Raw genomic sequence first — 16,431 nt, forward strand, 5'->3', positions numbered from 1 at the left:
TCCCTAAGCCCAAAGAAGGCTCTGCCTTCCAGTTCACTCGCTGGAAGGCAGAGCCTTTCTTCGTAGGTGTGCACCATTTAGAGGCGCCGCTATACGTTAGTTCTGGAAGTCAATGACCACGCGGGACGGGTCCTTTAGATACGTCACGGAGTAAGCGGTCTTCTTCTCTAGTCCAATAATGAGCTGTGTTTGCGCCTCAAAGGTGGTGGTGTAGTTGACTGCGCTGACCACCCCGGCACCAGGGGTAGTGCCCGGTTGCATGTACTTTTCTTTTAGCTCTGGGGTAGAAGGCCACGGTGTTCCCTCAATGCCGAGGTTGAGGAAGGTATTTCCTTGGACTTCAACCGGCTTGCCGGATGCCTGTTGGGCAGGGCTATCGGTATAGGACGTAAACCAGCCCGGTTCACCTTCGCCCTCCAAGTCAATGACGACGCGGGTGAACCCATCGTGCGCCCCCACTCGCACACCTGTGGGAACGAGGTTTCCGAGTCTCTCCGGCATGTGCTGACGGTCCTCGAGCGAGGCCGTGCCCATACCGGCGAATGCCAGTGGGGCTGAGTCCTGGGGGAGCTTCTGCTTTTCTGCATCCGCTGCAGAGGTACTGCGCGGGGCAGAAGTAGCGGCGGGGGTAGCGGAGGAGGCCTGAACTTCAGCGGTGTCGGTAGCTGACTGAACCTCACTGAAAGTTGGTGCGCCTGCCTGCGTAGTTTCTTCATCGGAACAAGCGGCAAGTGCTAACACACATCCTGCGCTGATGGCCACGGCGATAGTGCGAGAGAAAATTGAGGGAGACATATTCATCACTTCCTTGGTGCTTACCGTGTTGTTACACCCATTCTACTGGGGCAGATGGGGCGGGAAGGCGGAAGTGATGTAATTGTTAATCCGTGTAAAAAGGGGAGGGTGTGGCTACTTCTTTAGTTCCACCAGCTGAATAAGGTTGCCCACGGTGTCATCGAATACAGCGATGATGGACGGGCCAACATCGGTGGGCTCCATGGTGAACTTCACGCCCTTGTCACTGAGCTCCTTGTATTCCTTTTCCACATCGGCGGACAGGAACTGGGTGGCTGGAATGCCGTCGGCCTTGAGTGCTGCGGCGTAGTCTTTGGCGGCGGGGTGGCCCTTCGGTTCCAGAAGCAGCTCGGTATTTCCCTCACCTTCAGCATTGGTGACGGTGAGCCACCGAAAATCGCCGTAAGTTACATCATCCTTAACTCGGAAGCCAAGGGTATTGACGTAAAAATCGTGAGCGCGGGCAACGTCGTCTACAGGAACGGAAGCGATATATATCTGCATGCCTGCCATCCTAGGGAGAATGAGGGGCATCGTCGAAGAGCGCAAACCCTTTCCAGGAAGGCGAGGTAATGTGCATCCCCCATGCGCGTTAGGATGGGGAGAAAAGTACTACCGATGTGGCTGAAGAAGGAGAACACACCATGGCTATCAAGGTTGGCGTACTAGGCGCGCACGGACGCGTAGGCCAGGCAATCGTTGAAGGCGTCAACGCGGAAGATGACCTCGATCTGGTAGCGGAAATTGACCGCGGTGATGATTTGCAGCAGCTTATCGACGCCCACGCTGAGGTCATTGTGGACTTTACCCAGCCAGATTCCGTAATGGGAAACCTTGAATTCTGCATCGCAAACGGGATTCACTGTGTGGTGGGAACCACCGGTTTTGATAAGGAGCGCTTGGCTCAGGTAGAGGAGTGGACCAAGCAGGACGGTGCTGGAAATGTCCTCATTGCGCCGAACTTTGCCATTTCCGCAGTGCTCACGATGGTGCTAGCTAAGCAGGCTGCTAAGTTCTTTGAGACTGCAGAGGTTATCGAATTCCACCACCCAACCAAGTTGGATGCACCGTCCGGTACTGCGATCCATACTGCCGAAGGAATTGCCGCCGCCCGCAAGGAGGCTGGTCTGGGTGACATGCCGGATGCTACCGAAAAGCAGCTCGATGGTGCCCGCGGCGCCACCGTCGACGGCATCCCGGTTCACGCGGTTCGCACCCGTGGCATGGTGGCACACGAAGAGGTTGTCTTTGGTGCTCAAGGTCAGTCGCTGACCATCCGCCAGGATTCTTATGACCGCGCGTCCTTTACACCAGGCGTACTGGTGGGCGTGCGCCAAATTGCAGACCACCCGGGCCTAGTCGTAGGCCTTGATAAGTACCTGGGGCTTTAAACCATGGCTAAAGCAAGTGAGCTAGACATTCAGCTCATTGCCGCAACGCAGTTCCACGCCCCGCAGGGCGTGGAGTGGCACGTGGATGACTCGGCCTCTGATGGCGAGGCACTTGTCGAGTTTGCAGGACGGGCTTGCTACGAGTCCTTTGATAAGCCAAATCCTCGCACGGCAACTAATGAAGCCTACCTGCACCACATCATGGAGGTAGGCCATACTGCGTTGCTCGAGCATGCCACGGCCACCATGTACATCACAGGGCTGTCGCGGTCGGCGAGCCATGAGCTCGTGCGCCACCGGCACTTTTCCTTCTCTCAGCTCTCCCAGCGCTTTGTCCACCCGGAGGAGACGGAGGTGGTCCTGCCTAAATTGGTGGCTGAGGACGAGCAACTTAGCCGATTAGTAACGCAAGCGGTAGATGAGACTCGCTTTGTCTACGATGAACTGCTTAGCGCACTAGAAGAGAAGCTGGAAGAACCTAACGCGCTCCTGCGCAAGAAGCAGGCTCGTCAGGCGGCGCGTGCCGTGCTGCCAAACGCCACAGAAACGCGCATCGTTGTTACTGGCAACTATCGCGCGTGGCGGCACTTTATTGGTGCGCGAGCCGCCGAACAGGCCGATGAGGAACTCCGCCACGTTGCGGTGGAGTGCCTGAAACTGCTGCAAAGCAAGGCGCCAGTGCTCTTTGATGATTTCAATATCACCACTCTGGCTGATGGAACCCAGATGGCAGCGAGCCCCTACGCCTAACACGCGCGGGACCCCGATGCGGCTAATTGCAAGCCAAAAGGGTAATCTTGACGGCTATGAGCACAGGTATGACAGCAAAGACTGGCGTCGACACTTTTGGACGCATCGGCGTCGCCATGGTCACCCCGTTTGACCGTGACGGTGCGCTGGACGTTGCAGCAGGTCGTCGCCTAGCAGCTCATCTCGTTGACAATGGCGTTGATTCGCTCATCCTAGGTGGAACCACAGGTGAATCGCCGACCACTTCGGTCGAAGAGAAGCTGGAGCTGCTCAAAGCCGTAAAGGAAGAAGTTGGAGACCGCGCAAAGCTTTGCGCCGGTGCCGGAACGAATGACACCGCAACCTCTATTAAGTTGGCTCAGGCCACCGCGGAAGCGGGGGCAGATAGCCTGCTGGTGGTAACTCCGTACTACTCCAAGCCTTCTCAGAAGGGCGTTTACGAGCACTTTGCCGCAGTCGCGCAAGCCACGGATCTGCCGATCTGTGTCTATGACATCCCTGGCCGCTCGGGCATCCCAGTGGCGCCGGATACCCTCCGCCGCCTTGCGGATTTGCCGACCATCCAAGCCGTAAAGGACGCTAAGGGCGACCTTCCTGCGGCCGCAGAACTCATCCAAGAAACCGGTTTGGCCTGGTATTCCGGTGATGATCCGATTAACCTGCCGTGGCTTTCCCTCGGCGCTTCTGGTTTCATCTCCGTCATCGGCCATGTTGCACCGCGTGCCTTGGTAGAACTTTATGAAGCTTTCGACGCGGGCGATATGGCCCGCGCCCGAGAAATCAATGTCACTACGCTTCTTCCGCTAACCCATGCACAAGCTCGGTTGGGCGGAGCGACGTTTGCAAAGGAAGCCCTGCGCCTGCAGGGCATCGAAGTTGGCGATACCCGTCTTCCTGTCACCGCTGCGAGTGAGGAGGAACGCGAGGTGCTTCGCCGTGATCTGGAACAATCTGGAGTCCTCTAAGAATGAATGAACCCCGTAACCGTTCCCGCAAGGTGACCCGCAAGGCGGGTCCACCGGCGGAAAACGAAACCGCCTCCAACGAGGCGGCTTCGCCAGTTTTCCAAGCCCCAGCAACTGACGCAGGCAATTCCGCGCAGGATAATTCCGCTAAGGGCGACAAAGATAATTCTGGCAAGAAGAATTCCTCTGACAACAACACTGATGGCGGCAGCAACAACCGTCGCTCCCGTTCCCGTGGCAGCCGCGGCCGTGGCCGTGGTGGCAACGGAAATGGCAATAACCACGGTGGAAACAATAACCACGGCGGCAAGAACGGCAACGGCAACGGAAAGAACGGTAAGGGCCGCGGCCGCAATAACCGTGGCCGCCGCAACGTGCCGAAGTCTATGCAGGGTGCGGATCTGACCAAGCGCCTGCCGGAGCCACCGAAGCAGCCGAAGGATGCCCTGCGCATTTACGCTCTGGGCGGTATCTCGGAGATCGGCCGTAATATGACCGTCTTCGAGTACGGCGACGACCTCATCATCATTGACTGCGGTGTGCTCTTCCCATCCTCTGGTGAGCCAGGCGTGGACCTCATCCTGCCTGACTTCGGCCCCATTGAGAAGAAGATCCACAAGGTCAAGGCCCTCGTCGTTACCCACGCGCACGAGGATCACATTGGTGCAATCCCGTGGCTGCTCAAGCTGCGTCCGGATATCCCCATCGTTGCTTCCCGCTTCACCATCGCGCTCATTGCTGCAAAGTGTAAGGAGCACCGCCAGAAGCCGAAGTTCGTCGAGGTTAATGAAAAGTCTGACGTAACCTACGGTCCGTTCCGCGTGCGCTTCTGGGCAGTCAACCACTCCGTGCCGGATGCTTTGGGCATCATGCTGGGAACCCCAGCCGGCAACATCATCCACACCGGTGACATCAAGCTGGACCAGACCCCGCTGGATAACCGTCCAACGGATCTCCCAGCCCTGTCCCGCTATGGTGACGAGGGTGTTGACCTCATGCTGTGTGATTCCACCAACGCCACGGTCCCTGGTGTATCGGCGTCTGAGGGCGATATTCCCGCCAACTTCAAGCGGCTTGTCGCCGGCGCTAAGCAGCGCGTAATCTTGGCGTCCTTCGCCTCCAATGTTTACCGTGTCCAGGCCGCTATCGACGCCGCTGTGGCTAACGGGCGCAAGGTAGCTTTCAATGGCCGATCGATGATGCGCAACATGGAAATTGCGGAGAAGATGGGCTTCTTGAAGGTTCCACGCGGCACTATTATCCCCATCGATGAGGCAGCCAAGATGGCTCCGCATAAGACCATGCTGATTACCACCGGTACTCAGGGTGAGCCCATGGCAGCTCTGTCGCGTATGGCTCGCCGTGAGCACCGCCAGATTACCGTCCGCGATGGCGATACCATCATCTTCTCTTCCTCGCTCATCCCGGGCAACGAGGAGGCCGTCTACGGCGTCATCAACATGCTGTCCCAGATCGGTGCCAACGTTATTACCAACCAGGATGTAAAGGTGCATGCTTCCGGTCACGGTTACGCTGGCGAGCTACTCTTCCTGTACAACGCAGCGCGCCCGCGCAACGCGATGCCGGTGCACGGCGAGTGGCGCCACCTGCGCGCCAATAAGGAACTGGCTATTTCCACCGGTGTGGACCGCGACCGTACCGTGCTGGCACAAAACGGCGTCGTCGTGGACCTGCACAAGGGCCGCGCCGAGGTCGTAGGCCAGATGCAGGTGGGTAACCTATACGTCGACGGCGTATCCATGGGCGATGTGGATGCCGATACCTTGGCTGATCGCACCAACCTGGGTGCCGGCGGCGTGGTTTCTATCACCTGCGTGATTGATAACCGCACCTCGCGCCTGCTGGAGCACCCAACGGTATCTACCACAGGCTTCTCCGATGATGACCGCGGCATCGTGCCGGAGGTTGCGGAGATGGTGGAAAACACCATGAACGATCTCGCCGCGGAGGGTGAGAACGATACCTACCGCATGGTGCAGAAGCTTCGCCGCAAGGTATCCAAGCTTATGGATTCCAAGTACAAGCGCGAGCCGGTTATTCTTCCGACCATCGTGCCGACTAATTCCGGTCCTTTGGTTACCGATGAAGAAGACGTTGACGCTTCTCGTGAGTCCCTGTAAATAGCACGGGGTCCTCGCGCTAAGTAAAAGCAAGCCCCAGCATGCCAGTTAGCTCGGTATGCTGGGGCTTATGTCGTTTTCTTCTGCTGAGCGCGCCAAGATGGTCGCGCTATTTCATAAGCTTGGTCCCGATGCCCCCACCTTGTGTGAGGGCTGGACAACCCGCGACTTAGCGGTACATCTGTGGGTGCGGGAAAATCGCCCCGATGCGGCCGCCGGCATCTTCGCTAAAGCATTTTCCGGTCGGCTTGAAAAAGAATCACGCAAGGTGGCCGAGCGCGACTTTGATGAGTTGGTTGATGACTGGGGGAGGGGACCTGCTTCCTATAACCTCGTCCGGTTCGTGGATGCACAGCAAAACTTTGTGGAGCACTTTGTTCACCACGAAGATATTCGCCGGGCTAACGGCATGGGCCCACGCGACTTTTCGGCACGCATTAAGCAGCAGATGCATAGCTACCTAAAGCCCTTGGCTAAGGTGGCCCTGCGCAAATCTGAACGTCCGGTTATTCTGCAGCCGGAAGGCTTGCCGCGAATCGTGGCCGCCGATTCGCATGGCGTGGCGGATAAGGGTGATGCCGTCGTCCGCGTTTCAGGCGAGGTAGGCGAGCTCATCCTCTGGTCCTTCGGGCGTGATGCTGCTGAAGTGACGGTAGAAGGTAATGCCAAAGCTATCGTAAGGTCAAGCCTTTAATATTGATTTAGCTATCACTTTTATGTCGTGGGCCGCGCGTGACGTGTGTGCCGAGAGTTTAAAGGGGGCAGGTGCTAGGGAAACGCGTGTGGCTAATGTGATTTGTGGGGTAGCCCGGTTAGAGTAGAGGCATGTCTGTCAAAAATGCCTCTTCGCGCGGAACGCGCCGAAAGTCGAATCGTTCCCGGCCGTCGGGCCGCAGCCGGTCCGGTGCTGGCATGCCGGAAACCTTGGCTATGACGTCTTCGCATCGGCGCGCGGCGGCGACCTCGCAGGAGCGTACGGGTAGTGCGTTCCGGGCCGTCGGCAAGGGCTTGGGCGTTGCCTTTGGTGCCACGGCCCGCGGCATGGGAAATATGGCGCGGGGTGTAAGCCATGGCGTGGCCGGGCTCAAGCCCAGCGAAGACGTATATGACACCGAGGAGTACGAGACGACGAGGGAGCCGGAAGAAATTTCTGCACGCGGGGAGAAAAAGAAGAAGAGCAAGGTTACTCGGGCGCGCGATGTAGCCGCGGAAGAAGAGCTTTCTACGATGGAAGCAAGCGAGGAAGAATCACGCGGTATTCAGGTGAAAAATCCTGATGCGGTGGCACTCGTTCTCATCGGCATTGCCATCGTGCTCGCTGCTACCGTCTGGTTTGGCGTTGCTGGCCAGGTTGGCGCCTGGGTGGGCAATATCGTCCGCTATGTCATTGGTGCAGGCGCCTGGGTGCTGCCGGTGGCACTGGTGGCCTTGGCCATTTCCTTGATGATGGATATCTCCGGCCCAGCGGGACACTTTAAGCCGCGCATTGTGGGCGGTATCAGCATCATCGTCCTTGCCATGCTCAGCTTGATCCACATCTTTGCTGGCACCCCTGAGCTTGGCTTTACCCCGGACAGCGCCGGTGGTGCTGGCGGTGTAATCGGCTACGCTATCGGCGGCATTCTGGAGACGGCCTTTACCTCTTTCGTCGCAGTGCCATTGCTTTTCCTCGTCATTATTTACGGCGCCTTGTTAGTCACCGGCATTACTATCCGCGAGGCCTATGAGTTGGTGGCTGATGCCATAGCTGCGGCCTTCTCCCGCTTTGGTGGTACGGATGAAGACTATTACGACGAAGAGGGTGATGACCTCTACGGCCACGTGACTGGCGATATTGATGACATCGCGGAAGGACGCGAGCGCAGCGAGCGCCCAGCACGACCTGTGGCCAAGCGTCGTTCCTCTGAGCGTGGTGGTAGCCTGCGCGCTTTCCGACGCCCCACGGAAAGCCCCGCCCCGCGTGGTTCTTCTTACCCGGTGGATTCCCCTGCTGCAGCAGAGGAGGAACATGCCACCCGCGCCTTTAGCGCACCAACGCGTGGCGGCTTCCAGTCCGTGTCTAACGCGGCTGAAAAGCCGGTCTCTCGTGACATTGGCGATACCGATGAGATCCCGGTAGTAGACGACGCCGCGGCGTCGTCACCGGCACAACCGGACTCCGGGGAGCCGGAACCGACCCAAGTGCTGGGCACTACTCGTCAACGTTCCACTTCTCCTTCCACTCGCTCGGCTACGGCAGCGGGTGCTGATGCTGGCACCGCCGCTGGTAGCGCAATTGGCTCGGCCGCTGGTGCGGCTGCGGGCGCCGCGGGTGCTGCGGGAGCAGCAAGTGGCGCAGCAAAGACTGCTGCTGCGGGTGCTGCCGGTGCCGCTGGCGCTGCAGCGGCCGGTGTAGCTGCAGGCGCTGCTGGATCTGCGGTGGAAGGAGGCGCTGATGCAGTCTCGTCCGCGCACGAGAAGGCCCGCCAACTCTTCCGCGAGCGCTCCGGACACGACGCTACGACCGGTGCACAGGTGGACTCCACCGAGCCTGCGACCGAGGCCGCAGGGGAAACGGGTACTTCTGCTGCTCCTGCGCCGTCCACGCAGTTTGGCAATGAGAACTACGCGGTTCCCACCACAGACCTGCTGACCCCGGGCACTCCGGCCAAGGAGCGCACGGAGATTAATGACCGCATCATCGAGGCCATCACCGATGTCTTCGAAGAGTTCAAGGTCGATGCCCAGGTAACCGGCTTTAGCCGTGGGCCAACAGTGACCCGTTATGAAATCGAGCTCGGACCAGGCGTCAAGGTATCGAAAATTACGAACCTGCAGTCCAATCTGGCCTACGCCGTGGCCACGGACAATCTACGCTTGCTCACACCTATCCCCGGCAAGTCGGCCGTCGGCATTGAGGTTCCGAACCCAGACCGCGAGATGGTGCACCTGCGCGAGGTGCTTGATGCGCCAAGCATGACCAGCTCGCCGGATCCCATGCTCATCGGTTTGGGCAAGGACATCGAAGGCGAATACACCTCGTTCTCGGTGCAAAAGATGCCGCACTTGCTCGTCGCCGGCGCTACCGGTTCCGGTAAGTCCGCTTTCGTCAACTCCATGTTGGTCTCGCTGCTAACCCGAGCCACCCCTGAGCAGGTTCGCCTCATCCTGGTGGACCCGAAGATGGTGGAACTTACCCCGTACGAGGGCATTCCGCACTTGATCACGCCCATCATCACCCAGCCGAAGAAGGCCGCAGCAGCCCTGCAGTGGCTGGTGGAGGAGATGGAGCAGCGCTACATGGATATGAAGGCTGCTCGCGTGCGCAAGATTGAGGACTATAACCGCAAGGTGGTCTCCGGCGAATACCAGGCACCGGCAGGCTCCGAGCGCGAGGTACGCCCGTACCCGTACATCGTCTGTGTCGTCGACGAGCTGGCGGACCTGATGATGACTGCGCCAAAGGAGATTGAGGACTCCATCGTCCGCATCACCCAAAAGGCGCGTGCCGCCGGAATTCACCTGGTGCTGGCAACCCAGCGCCCGTCCGTTGACGTGGTGACCGGTCTGATTAAGACAAACGTGCCTTCACGCTTGGCCTTCGCGACGTCCTCACTGACGGACTCTCGCGTTATCTTGGACCAGGGCGGCGCGGAAAAGCTGATTGGTATGGGCGATGGCCTCTTCATTCCGCAGGGCAAGCGTCCTGTACGTATGCAGGGCGCATTCGTCTCGGATGATGAAGTCATGGCGGTTGTCGATGCCGCCAAGTCGCAGGCCGCGCCGAACTACACCGAGGGCGTGACTGAAGAGAAGCAATCCGAGGCCAAGCAGGAAATCGATGAGGAAATTGGCAAGGACATGGACGACCTCCTCGAGGCCGTCGAGCTGGTGGTCACCGCCCAGTTGGGCTCGACCTCGATGTTGCAGCGCAAGCTGCGCATCGGTTTTGCCAAGGCCGGCCGCCTCATGGACCTGATGGAATCTCGTGGCGTCGTCGGACCGTCCGAGGGCTCCAAGGCCCGCGAGGTCCTAGTGAAGCCGGAAGAGCTCGATACCATCATCTGGATGATTAAGGGCGCCGATCCTGCCGAAGCCCCGAAGGAGATTCAGGAGGAGATGCAGCAGCAGGAGCAGGAGGAAGCTGCCGCTACTTCCGACGCCGATTCTTCCGCAGGCGCCGATTCCTCCCCGCAGGGCGATGCCGGCGACACCCGTACCGTTCAGGCGACGTATAACCCTTCGGCAGGCGCCTTCTAAGATCGTGTAAGGTTGGACGGGTCTTGGAGGGGAGTACCCCATCCTTCGGCATCGATCGTCAGCACGGTAGCATTACGCTCCCGGTCGTGCCGGCCCGGCGGAATTTAGTTCGCCGGGCGGGGGAGACCTCCGGTCAATTTGTTGTATCTTCGACCGGAGGGATGTACCAATGCATGTGCCATTGTGGATTTGGGCGATTTCCATCGTCGTCATTCTTGGATTCTTTGTTTTTGATTTCTACTCCCACGTGCGCACCCCGCACGAGCCCACGCTGAAGGAGTCCGGGTTCTGGACCCTATTCTATGTCGGCATCGCTTTACTTTTTGGTGCCGGCGTGTGGGCCATATGGGACCATGAGCACGGCATCCAATACCTCACGGGTTACGTGACAGAGAAGGCGCTATCCGTAGATAACCTCTTTGTTTTCGCGCTTATCATGGGCGCCTTCAAGATCCCGCGTAAGTACCAGCAAAAGGTCTTGCTCATCGGTATCGTCATCGCTTTGGCATGCCGCCTAGTGTTTATCCTTTTGGGTGCTGCGGTCATCGCGGCGTGGTCCGATATCTTCTACCTGTTCGCGATATTCCTTATCTACACAGCGATCAAGCTCATCGTCGATGAGATTCGGGACGCCCCCGAAACCGATCCCAATGACATGGGCATCATCAAGCTGATCCGCAAGGTAGTCCACGTCACCCCGCGCTACCACGGCGATAAGCTCACGCACCGCGTGGAAGATTCTTCGGGCAAGCGGAAATTCGCGTTCACCCCGCTATTTATTGCGTTGGTGTCCATTGGCCTTATCGACGTGATGTTTGCCTTCGACTCCATTCCGGCCATTTACGGCATTACCTCGGAAGCGTTCTTGGTCTTTACCACCAATGCCTTCTCCCTCATGGGATTGCGCCAGATGTACTTCTTGTTGGATGGCCTACTGGATCGCTTGGTATACCTGCCCTATGGTTTGGGCATCATCTTGGGCTTCATCGGTGTAAAGCTCATGTTCCATGCGCTGCATGAGAATAACTTGCCGTTTGTAAACGGCGGCGAGAACGTGGAGTCCATCCCAGAATTTTCCACTATCACCTCTCTTATTGTGATCGTGGGCGTCCTAGTCATTACGGTTATCGCCTCGATTATCAAAAGTAAACGCGATGAGAACCAGGGCGGAGTACCGGTATCGCACAACCACTTCGACTGGGACGAGGAAGGCAATAAGATCGTCCGCAACAAGAAGGGCGAATTCTTGGGCAAGGCCGAAGACCTGCCCAAGGAAGAGCTACCGCACTAGAAGCGGGCGTTGACGGGATTCCATTCGCGGAAGCTGCGGCCGGTAATGCAGCCGGCCTGGTAGAAGGGGTCTTTGTCCATGAGAGCGATGGCGTCGGCGACCACGGCGTCGTCGCCAAGCCCCACGATGATGAGCGCGCCGCCCTTGGAGTCCGTCAACGGGCCAGTGGCAATGATGGTGCCCTCCTCAAAAAGCTGCGCGGTAAACTCGCGGTGCGCGGGGCGGGCCTTAGCAATCTCAGGATTATTGGGGTTGTAGTCGTAGCTAACAGCAAAATACTTCATGCTTCGCATTTTAAAATGCAGGGGCATCCAAGCGCAGGTGCTTGGTGCTAACAGGTAGTATGTATAACGTGAATCAACCCGGAACACAGTCAGCGCAATCCTCGGATGTGAATCCACAGGTATCCAATTGGAACCTGCCAAATATTCTCACCAGCCTGCGCATTCTTTTCATTCCGGTTTTCGCATGGCTGGTGATTGCCGGCCACGACTGGTGGGCTTTTGGCCTATTTGCGGCCCTAATGCTGACAGATAAGCTCGACGGGGACATCGCACGTGCCCGTGGCCTTATCACCAATTTTGGCAAGATTGCTGATCCCATCGCGGATAAAGCGCTTATGACTACCGCACTGGTATGCCTCAATATCATTGGGGTACTGCCGGTGTGGATTACCGTGGTCATTCTCATCCGTGAGTTCGGAATCACCATCTGGCGTATGGTTTTGTTGCGCCGCGGTAAGGTCGTGCCTGCTTCGAAGGGCGGCAAGCTGAAGACTGTATTGCAATCCTTGGCAGTAGGGTTGTACCTGTGGCCGCTGCCGGAGTGGATGAACGTTCCTACCTTCTTGGTGATGCTCTTGGCCGCAGTGGTGACCGTGGTTACCGGCGTTCAGTACCTCATCGACGGCAAGAAGCAGAATCGCTAGGTAGTTCATGAGCACCACGGCTTCCCGCCTCGTATCCGAGCTCACCGAGCGCGGCGAGACTTTGTCCTTTTGTGAGTCACTTACTGCCGGGTTGGCCAGCGCCACGGTAGCTTCTGTCCCTGGAGCTTCGGCTGTGTTGCGCGGAGGGCTTGTAACATATGCCACCGAGGTGAAATCCCACTTTTTGCACCAACCGGTAGCCGATATTGAAGCAGCCGGTGTGGTCTCTGGGGAGACCGCCCTTGCAATGGCCCGCGCGGCGGTGGCAGAAACCGCCGCGGACTGGGGAATAGGCCTTACCGGAGTGGCAGGACCAGACCTACAAGAAGGCAAGCCGGCGGGCACGGTTTATATCGGAATTTTTTCTCCTAGCGGAGTCAGTTTTTCGCAGCAGCTGTCCGGGTTGGGGAAAGAGCGAAACGAAATCAGAGAGGCCACGGTCGCAGCCGCCTTGCGGCTCCTAGGCTCAACTTTGGAAGAAAATCCGGCACTGCGGGAACAATAACGAGACAAGGAGCGTTGACCATAGTGATGAACTCTTCTACTGCAGTCCTCGAACACCCGGTAAACGGCGCTGTTGCACCAGCGGCGCCCGCCATTGCTCGTACCCCTGAGCCCCTTTTGCGTGAGGCTCTTGGGTTGACGCTGCGCGCCTTCCGCGCGGACAAAGGGGTAACCCTGCGCGAATTGGCCGGGGTAGCCCGCGTATCGCCGGGTTACCTTTCGGAACTTGAACGCGGCCGCAAGGAGGTCTCCTCTGAGCTTCTTGCGTCCGTGTGCCACGCGCTGGATTGCTCAGTCTCGGACGTATTGATTGAAGCGGCCGGTTACATGGCCCTGCCCTCCATGGATGAGGAGCTTGCCCATACGGCACCTGCCGCATCAGAGCTTTAGCCCACAGCGGTCTATGTCAACAGCCGGCCTATTCTCTTGCGAGAAAGGTCGGCTGTGGTGGTTAAGGGGCGTCGGCAAGCGCCCGCGACCGCGGGGAGTGCAAGCGGTGGAAACAGCGCTTCGCTAGTATAAACAGCAGAACATTACGCACATTTTTAACCTAGAAAGGTTGAAGCACACCATGGCGAACCCATTTGTTAAGGGCTGGAAGTACCTGATGGCTCTCTTCGATAATAAGATCGAGGAAAACGCCGATCCGAAGGTGCAGATCGAGCAGGCTATTGAAGATGCTCAGCGCCAGCACCAAGAGCTTTCTCAGCAGGCAGCCGCCGTGATTGGTAACCAGCGTCAGTTGGAAATGCAGCTTAACCGCCGTTTGGCAGAGGTAGAAAAGCTGCAGGGCAATGCTCGCCAGGCTCTGGAATTGGCTGATCAGGCCCGTGCCAAGGGCGATGAAAATAAGGCCGTGGAGTATGAGAACGCGGCCGAGGCCTTCGCCGCCCAGCTGGTTACGGCTGAGGAGTCCGTGGAGGATACCAAGAAGCTGCACGACCAGGCACTACAGCAGGCAGAAAAGGCCAAGAATGCGGTTCAGCGTAATAACGCTGCGCTGCGCGAAAAGGTCAATGAGCGTTCCAAGCTGCTTTCCCAGCTGGAGCAGGCAAAGATGCAGGAAAAGGTCTCTGAGTCTTTGAACTCCATGAACGAGCTGACTGCCAATGGCAATACGCCGTCTCTGGATGCTGTGCGCGATAAGATTGAGCGCCGTTACTCCAAGGCACTCGGCCAGGCTGAGCTTGCTGAGAACTCCGTGGAAAACCGCATGGCCGAGGTACAACAAGCTGGTATTCAGATGGCCGGTCATTCCCGCTTGGAGCAGATTCGCAGTGAAATGAACTCTTCTAAGTCCGTGGAAGGCAATAAGGCCCAGGCCATTGAGGGCAATAAAGCGTCCGGCTCTGCTGCCGACAACGCTGCTCAGCCCGGCAGTGCCAACAACGATGCTGTGCAGGCCCGTCTGCGTGAGCTGCGTGGGGAGTAAACCCCGACTGTCTTTTAAATAGTTATCGCCTCCCTCGGCCATCATGTGGTGGTGCAAGGGAGGCGATAACTTTTGCTGCTAGTCGCCGACGCCGCGGGCTTGCAAAGCCTCACCCATGGCGCGCGCTCGCCGGATGGAGCGAATGATAACCGGGGTGCCAAATGCGAGCGGGGACATCCCGGCACCGCGCGCTTTGCGGGCATCTAGGACTTCATAGACGGTTTCAAACATCAACGGGATGAGACGAATAGTCAGTGACATAGCCAAGCTGATGTTTTCTACCGGTATTCCGAGTCGCTTTAGGGGCTGCAGCGACTCTTCCAGCGACTCCATGATCTCATCGACCGTGGAGGTCAGCGTGAGCAGGAAGGCAGCCATCATAGCGGCGAAGACATTGAGGAACATCACCGCCGCATAGTCGAAGTCCTTTGCCCACCATTGAAAGCCTGCCAAGGGAACCAGGAAAAAGAGTGGCGGCCAGATCTGACTCCACGCGATGCCCAGTGGAATCCGGGCGCAAGCATAGAGAAAGACGACGAAAATGACACCGCCTGCTGCCCACGGAATGGACTTGAAAAAGATGCTGGTGACCAGGATAAAGACTAAGAGGAATGCGATCTTCCAGCTAGGTTTGATGCGATGAACAAAGCTGGTGCCATCAACATAGACGGAAAGTGGGAGATTGGTGCGTCGTTGCATGAGAATTCTCCCTACAGCGGCCGCTGGGCCATGAGGTCTTGGTAAAAATCTATGACCTCCGCCGGCCGGCCATCCGCGGCGATGCGGTGGTTATCGATGCAGATGACTCGATCAAAATCGCGCAGAAAGTCCAGATCGTGCGTCACCACAATTAGTTGCTGTTCTAGTCGCGCGAATTCTCTTTTGATCCGATCGCGGTTGCGCAGATCCAGCAGGGTAGTGGGCTCATCAGCGATGATGAGAATCGGGTCGATGACCATGACCGCTGCCAGCGCGAGGAGCTGCTTTTGTCCGCCGGAGAGTGTATGCGGTGAGCGCTCAGCAAATTCGGCGAGTCCGAAGCGCTCGAGGGCAGCATCCACGCGAGCGATGCGCTCGTGTTTGGGCAGCTTAAAGCGGCGGAGCGAAAAGGCGACGTCATCGCGCACATTGGGCATGACAATCTGGTTTTCGGCGTCCGAAAAGACGAACCCCACCTTTTCGCGTACCTTTTTGCCTTGCTTGGCGACGTCCATCTGGTCCACCGTCACCGTACCTTCACTAGGCTCGCCCAACCCATTAATGAGCCGGGTCAAGGTGGATTTCCCGCCACCATTCTGGCCGATAATGCCAATGCGCGGTTCAGTGAGGGTGAGGTTGATGTCCTCAAGCACCACGGTGTCATCAAAAGTCACCGAGACCGAGGAAAATTCGATCGTGGGCACTAGGCGGCCTTTCGTCCCATCAGATCGGGGAAGGCCGCGTGAACACCGAGAGCGATGATGACGGCAACGACAAGCTTTCCGGCATCGACAGGGATGAAGGGCAATTGGGCGGCGAAGGCTGGACCAATTTCCAAGCCAGAGCGGATCATGAGACCAAAGGCGCCGCAGATGTATTGGACCGCAAGGCCTGCAATGGCAGCAATGGCAAGTATGACCGCCATGCCGCCCTTGTTCTTAGGGGAGCGGTAGGCAATTGCGCCTGCAACTGCTGGCGAGAGAACATAGCCGATGATGTAGCCTGCGGTCGGGCCTGCCAGCGCGCGCAGCGTGGTACCGCCACCTGCCAGAACTGGGAGGGCGAGCCCCAGGAACAAGAAGAGTAGTCCCACGTAACCGCCGCGCTTGCTGCCCAAAATTAGGCCGGCGAGGATCAGCGCTGCGTTTTGCAGCACAATGGGCACGCCGGCTGAACCGACGGGGATGGATACGAAGGCAAGGACAATGACGAGAGCGGTAAACACGGCAACATAGGCAATGGTGGTTGCCAGAGAGTTCTTTTTCATGCTCAAGAGGTTAGCACTGCATGAAAACT

General features: G+C 58.0%; 17 protein-coding genes. 11 read left to right on the forward strand and 6 right to left on the reverse strand.

Going from position 1 to position 16,431, the window contains the following annotated elements; genetic code table 11:
* Positions 1–96: 96 nt before the first annotated feature.
* A complete protein-coding gene (locus tag QP909_RS01390; protein WP_284765870.1) occupies positions 97–795 on the reverse strand; it encodes an AMIN-like domain-containing (lipo)protein in 699 nt (232 codons plus the stop codon).
* Between the two features lie 114 nt (positions 796–909).
* Positions 910–1,299 (reverse strand): VOC family protein, encoded by a 390-nt coding sequence (locus QP909_RS01395; protein WP_284765871.1) that lies wholly within the window; start codon positions 1,297–1,299, stop codon positions 910–912.
* Positions 1,300–1,439: 140 nt separating this feature from the next.
* Between QP909_RS01395 and dapB the strand changes: the two genes are divergently transcribed.
* The 7 genes from dapB (at position 1,440) to QP909_RS01430 (ending at position 11,572) form a co-directional block, all read left to right on the forward strand.
* Positions 1,440–2,186 carry a 4-hydroxy-tetrahydrodipicolinate reductase gene (gene dapB, locus QP909_RS01400; protein ID WP_049377438.1) on the forward strand — a complete coding sequence of 249 codons (747 nt, stop codon included), beginning with the start codon at positions 1,440–1,442 and terminating at the stop codon, positions 2,184–2,186.
* A 3-nt stretch (positions 2,187–2,189) separates the two neighbouring features.
* Positions 2,190–2,936: an FAD-dependent thymidylate synthase gene (thyX, locus tag QP909_RS01405; RefSeq protein ID WP_269953064.1), complete on the forward strand. Its 747-nt coding sequence runs from the start codon at positions 2,190–2,192 to the stop codon at positions 2,934–2,936.
* Positions 2,937–2,992: 56 nt separating this feature from the next.
* Complete coding sequence (gene dapA, locus QP909_RS01410) at positions 2,993–3,901, forward strand: 4-hydroxy-tetrahydrodipicolinate synthase (protein WP_225746820.1); 909 nt, start codon at positions 2,993–2,995, stop codon at positions 3,899–3,901.
* Between the two features lie 2 nt (positions 3,902–3,903).
* Positions 3,904–6,042 carry a ribonuclease J gene (locus QP909_RS01415; protein ID WP_239273061.1) on the forward strand — a complete coding sequence of 713 codons (2,139 nt, stop codon included), beginning with the start codon at positions 3,904–3,906 and terminating at the stop codon, positions 6,040–6,042.
* A 58-nt stretch (positions 6,043–6,100) separates the two neighbouring features.
* Positions 6,101–6,736: a TIGR03085 family metal-binding protein gene (locus QP909_RS01420; RefSeq protein ID WP_284765872.1), complete on the forward strand. Its 636-nt coding sequence runs from the start codon at positions 6,101–6,103 to the stop codon at positions 6,734–6,736.
* A 218-nt stretch (positions 6,737–6,954) separates the two neighbouring features.
* Entirely contained in the window at positions 6,955–10,281 is a 3,327-nt protein-coding gene (locus tag QP909_RS01425; RefSeq protein ID WP_502868553.1) for an FtsK/SpoIIIE family DNA translocase, read from the forward strand.
* A 169-nt stretch (positions 10,282–10,450) separates the two neighbouring features.
* The gene (locus QP909_RS01430; RefSeq protein ID WP_284765874.1) at positions 10,451–11,572 is read left to right on the forward strand and encodes a TerC family protein; all 1,122 of its coding nucleotides are present in this window, start codon (positions 10,451–10,453) and stop codon (positions 11,570–11,572) included.
* Here QP909_RS01430 and QP909_RS01435 read toward each other — a convergent pair.
* Positions 11,569–11,856 carry a YciI family protein gene (locus QP909_RS01435; protein WP_284765875.1) on the reverse strand — a complete coding sequence of 96 codons (288 nt, stop codon included), beginning with the start codon at positions 11,854–11,856 and terminating at the stop codon, positions 11,569–11,571. The genes QP909_RS01430 and QP909_RS01435 overlap by 4 nt on opposite strands.
* 59 nt (positions 11,857–11,915) lie before the next feature.
* Between QP909_RS01435 and pgsA the strand changes: the two genes are divergently transcribed.
* From pgsA to QP909_RS01455, 4 genes are all read left to right on the forward strand, one after another.
* On the forward strand, positions 11,916–12,500 hold the full coding sequence (pgsA, locus tag QP909_RS01440) for a CDP-diacylglycerol--glycerol-3-phosphate 3-phosphatidyltransferase (RefSeq protein WP_284765876.1): 585 nt from the start codon (positions 11,916–11,918) through the stop codon (positions 12,498–12,500).
* Between the two features lie 7 nt (positions 12,501–12,507).
* Positions 12,508–13,005, forward strand: a complete 498-nt coding sequence (locus tag QP909_RS01445; protein WP_284765877.1) for a CinA family protein — start codon at positions 12,508–12,510, stop codon at positions 13,003–13,005.
* A gap of 26 nt (positions 13,006–13,031) precedes the next feature.
* Positions 13,032–13,394 carry a helix-turn-helix domain-containing protein gene (locus QP909_RS01450; RefSeq protein ID WP_284765878.1) on the forward strand — a complete coding sequence of 121 codons (363 nt, stop codon included), beginning with the start codon at positions 13,032–13,034 and terminating at the stop codon, positions 13,392–13,394.
* A gap of 181 nt (positions 13,395–13,575) precedes the next feature.
* The gene (locus tag QP909_RS01455) at positions 13,576–14,436 is read left to right on the forward strand and encodes a PspA/IM30 family protein (protein ID WP_005325125.1); all 861 of its coding nucleotides are present in this window, start codon (positions 13,576–13,578) and stop codon (positions 14,434–14,436) included.
* A gap of 78 nt (positions 14,437–14,514) precedes the next feature.
* On the opposite strand, the gene QP909_RS01460 is transcribed toward QP909_RS01455, so the two are convergent.
* Genes QP909_RS01460 through QP909_RS01470 form a run of 3 tightly spaced genes read right to left on the reverse strand, consistent with a single transcriptional unit; the run spans position 14,515 to position 16,402 of the window.
* On the reverse strand, positions 14,515–15,135 hold the full coding sequence (locus tag QP909_RS01460) for an energy-coupling factor transporter transmembrane component T family protein (RefSeq protein WP_005325123.1): 621 nt from the start codon (positions 15,133–15,135) through the stop codon (positions 14,515–14,517).
* An 11-nt stretch (positions 15,136–15,146) separates the two neighbouring features.
* Entirely contained in the window at positions 15,147–15,839 is a 693-nt protein-coding gene (locus tag QP909_RS01465) for an energy-coupling factor ABC transporter ATP-binding protein (RefSeq protein ID WP_284765879.1), read from the reverse strand.
* Positions 15,839–16,402 (reverse strand): biotin transporter BioY, encoded by a 564-nt coding sequence (locus tag QP909_RS01470; protein ID WP_284765880.1) that lies wholly within the window; start codon positions 16,400–16,402, stop codon positions 15,839–15,841. The genes QP909_RS01465 and QP909_RS01470 overlap by 1 nt, the downstream gene beginning before the upstream one ends.
* Positions 16,403–16,431 lie beyond the last annotated feature (29 nt).

It is taken from the genome of Corynebacterium sp. MSK195 (genome assembly GCF_030228885.1).
GTDB lineage: Bacteria > Actinomycetota > Actinomycetes > Mycobacteriales > Mycobacteriaceae > Corynebacterium.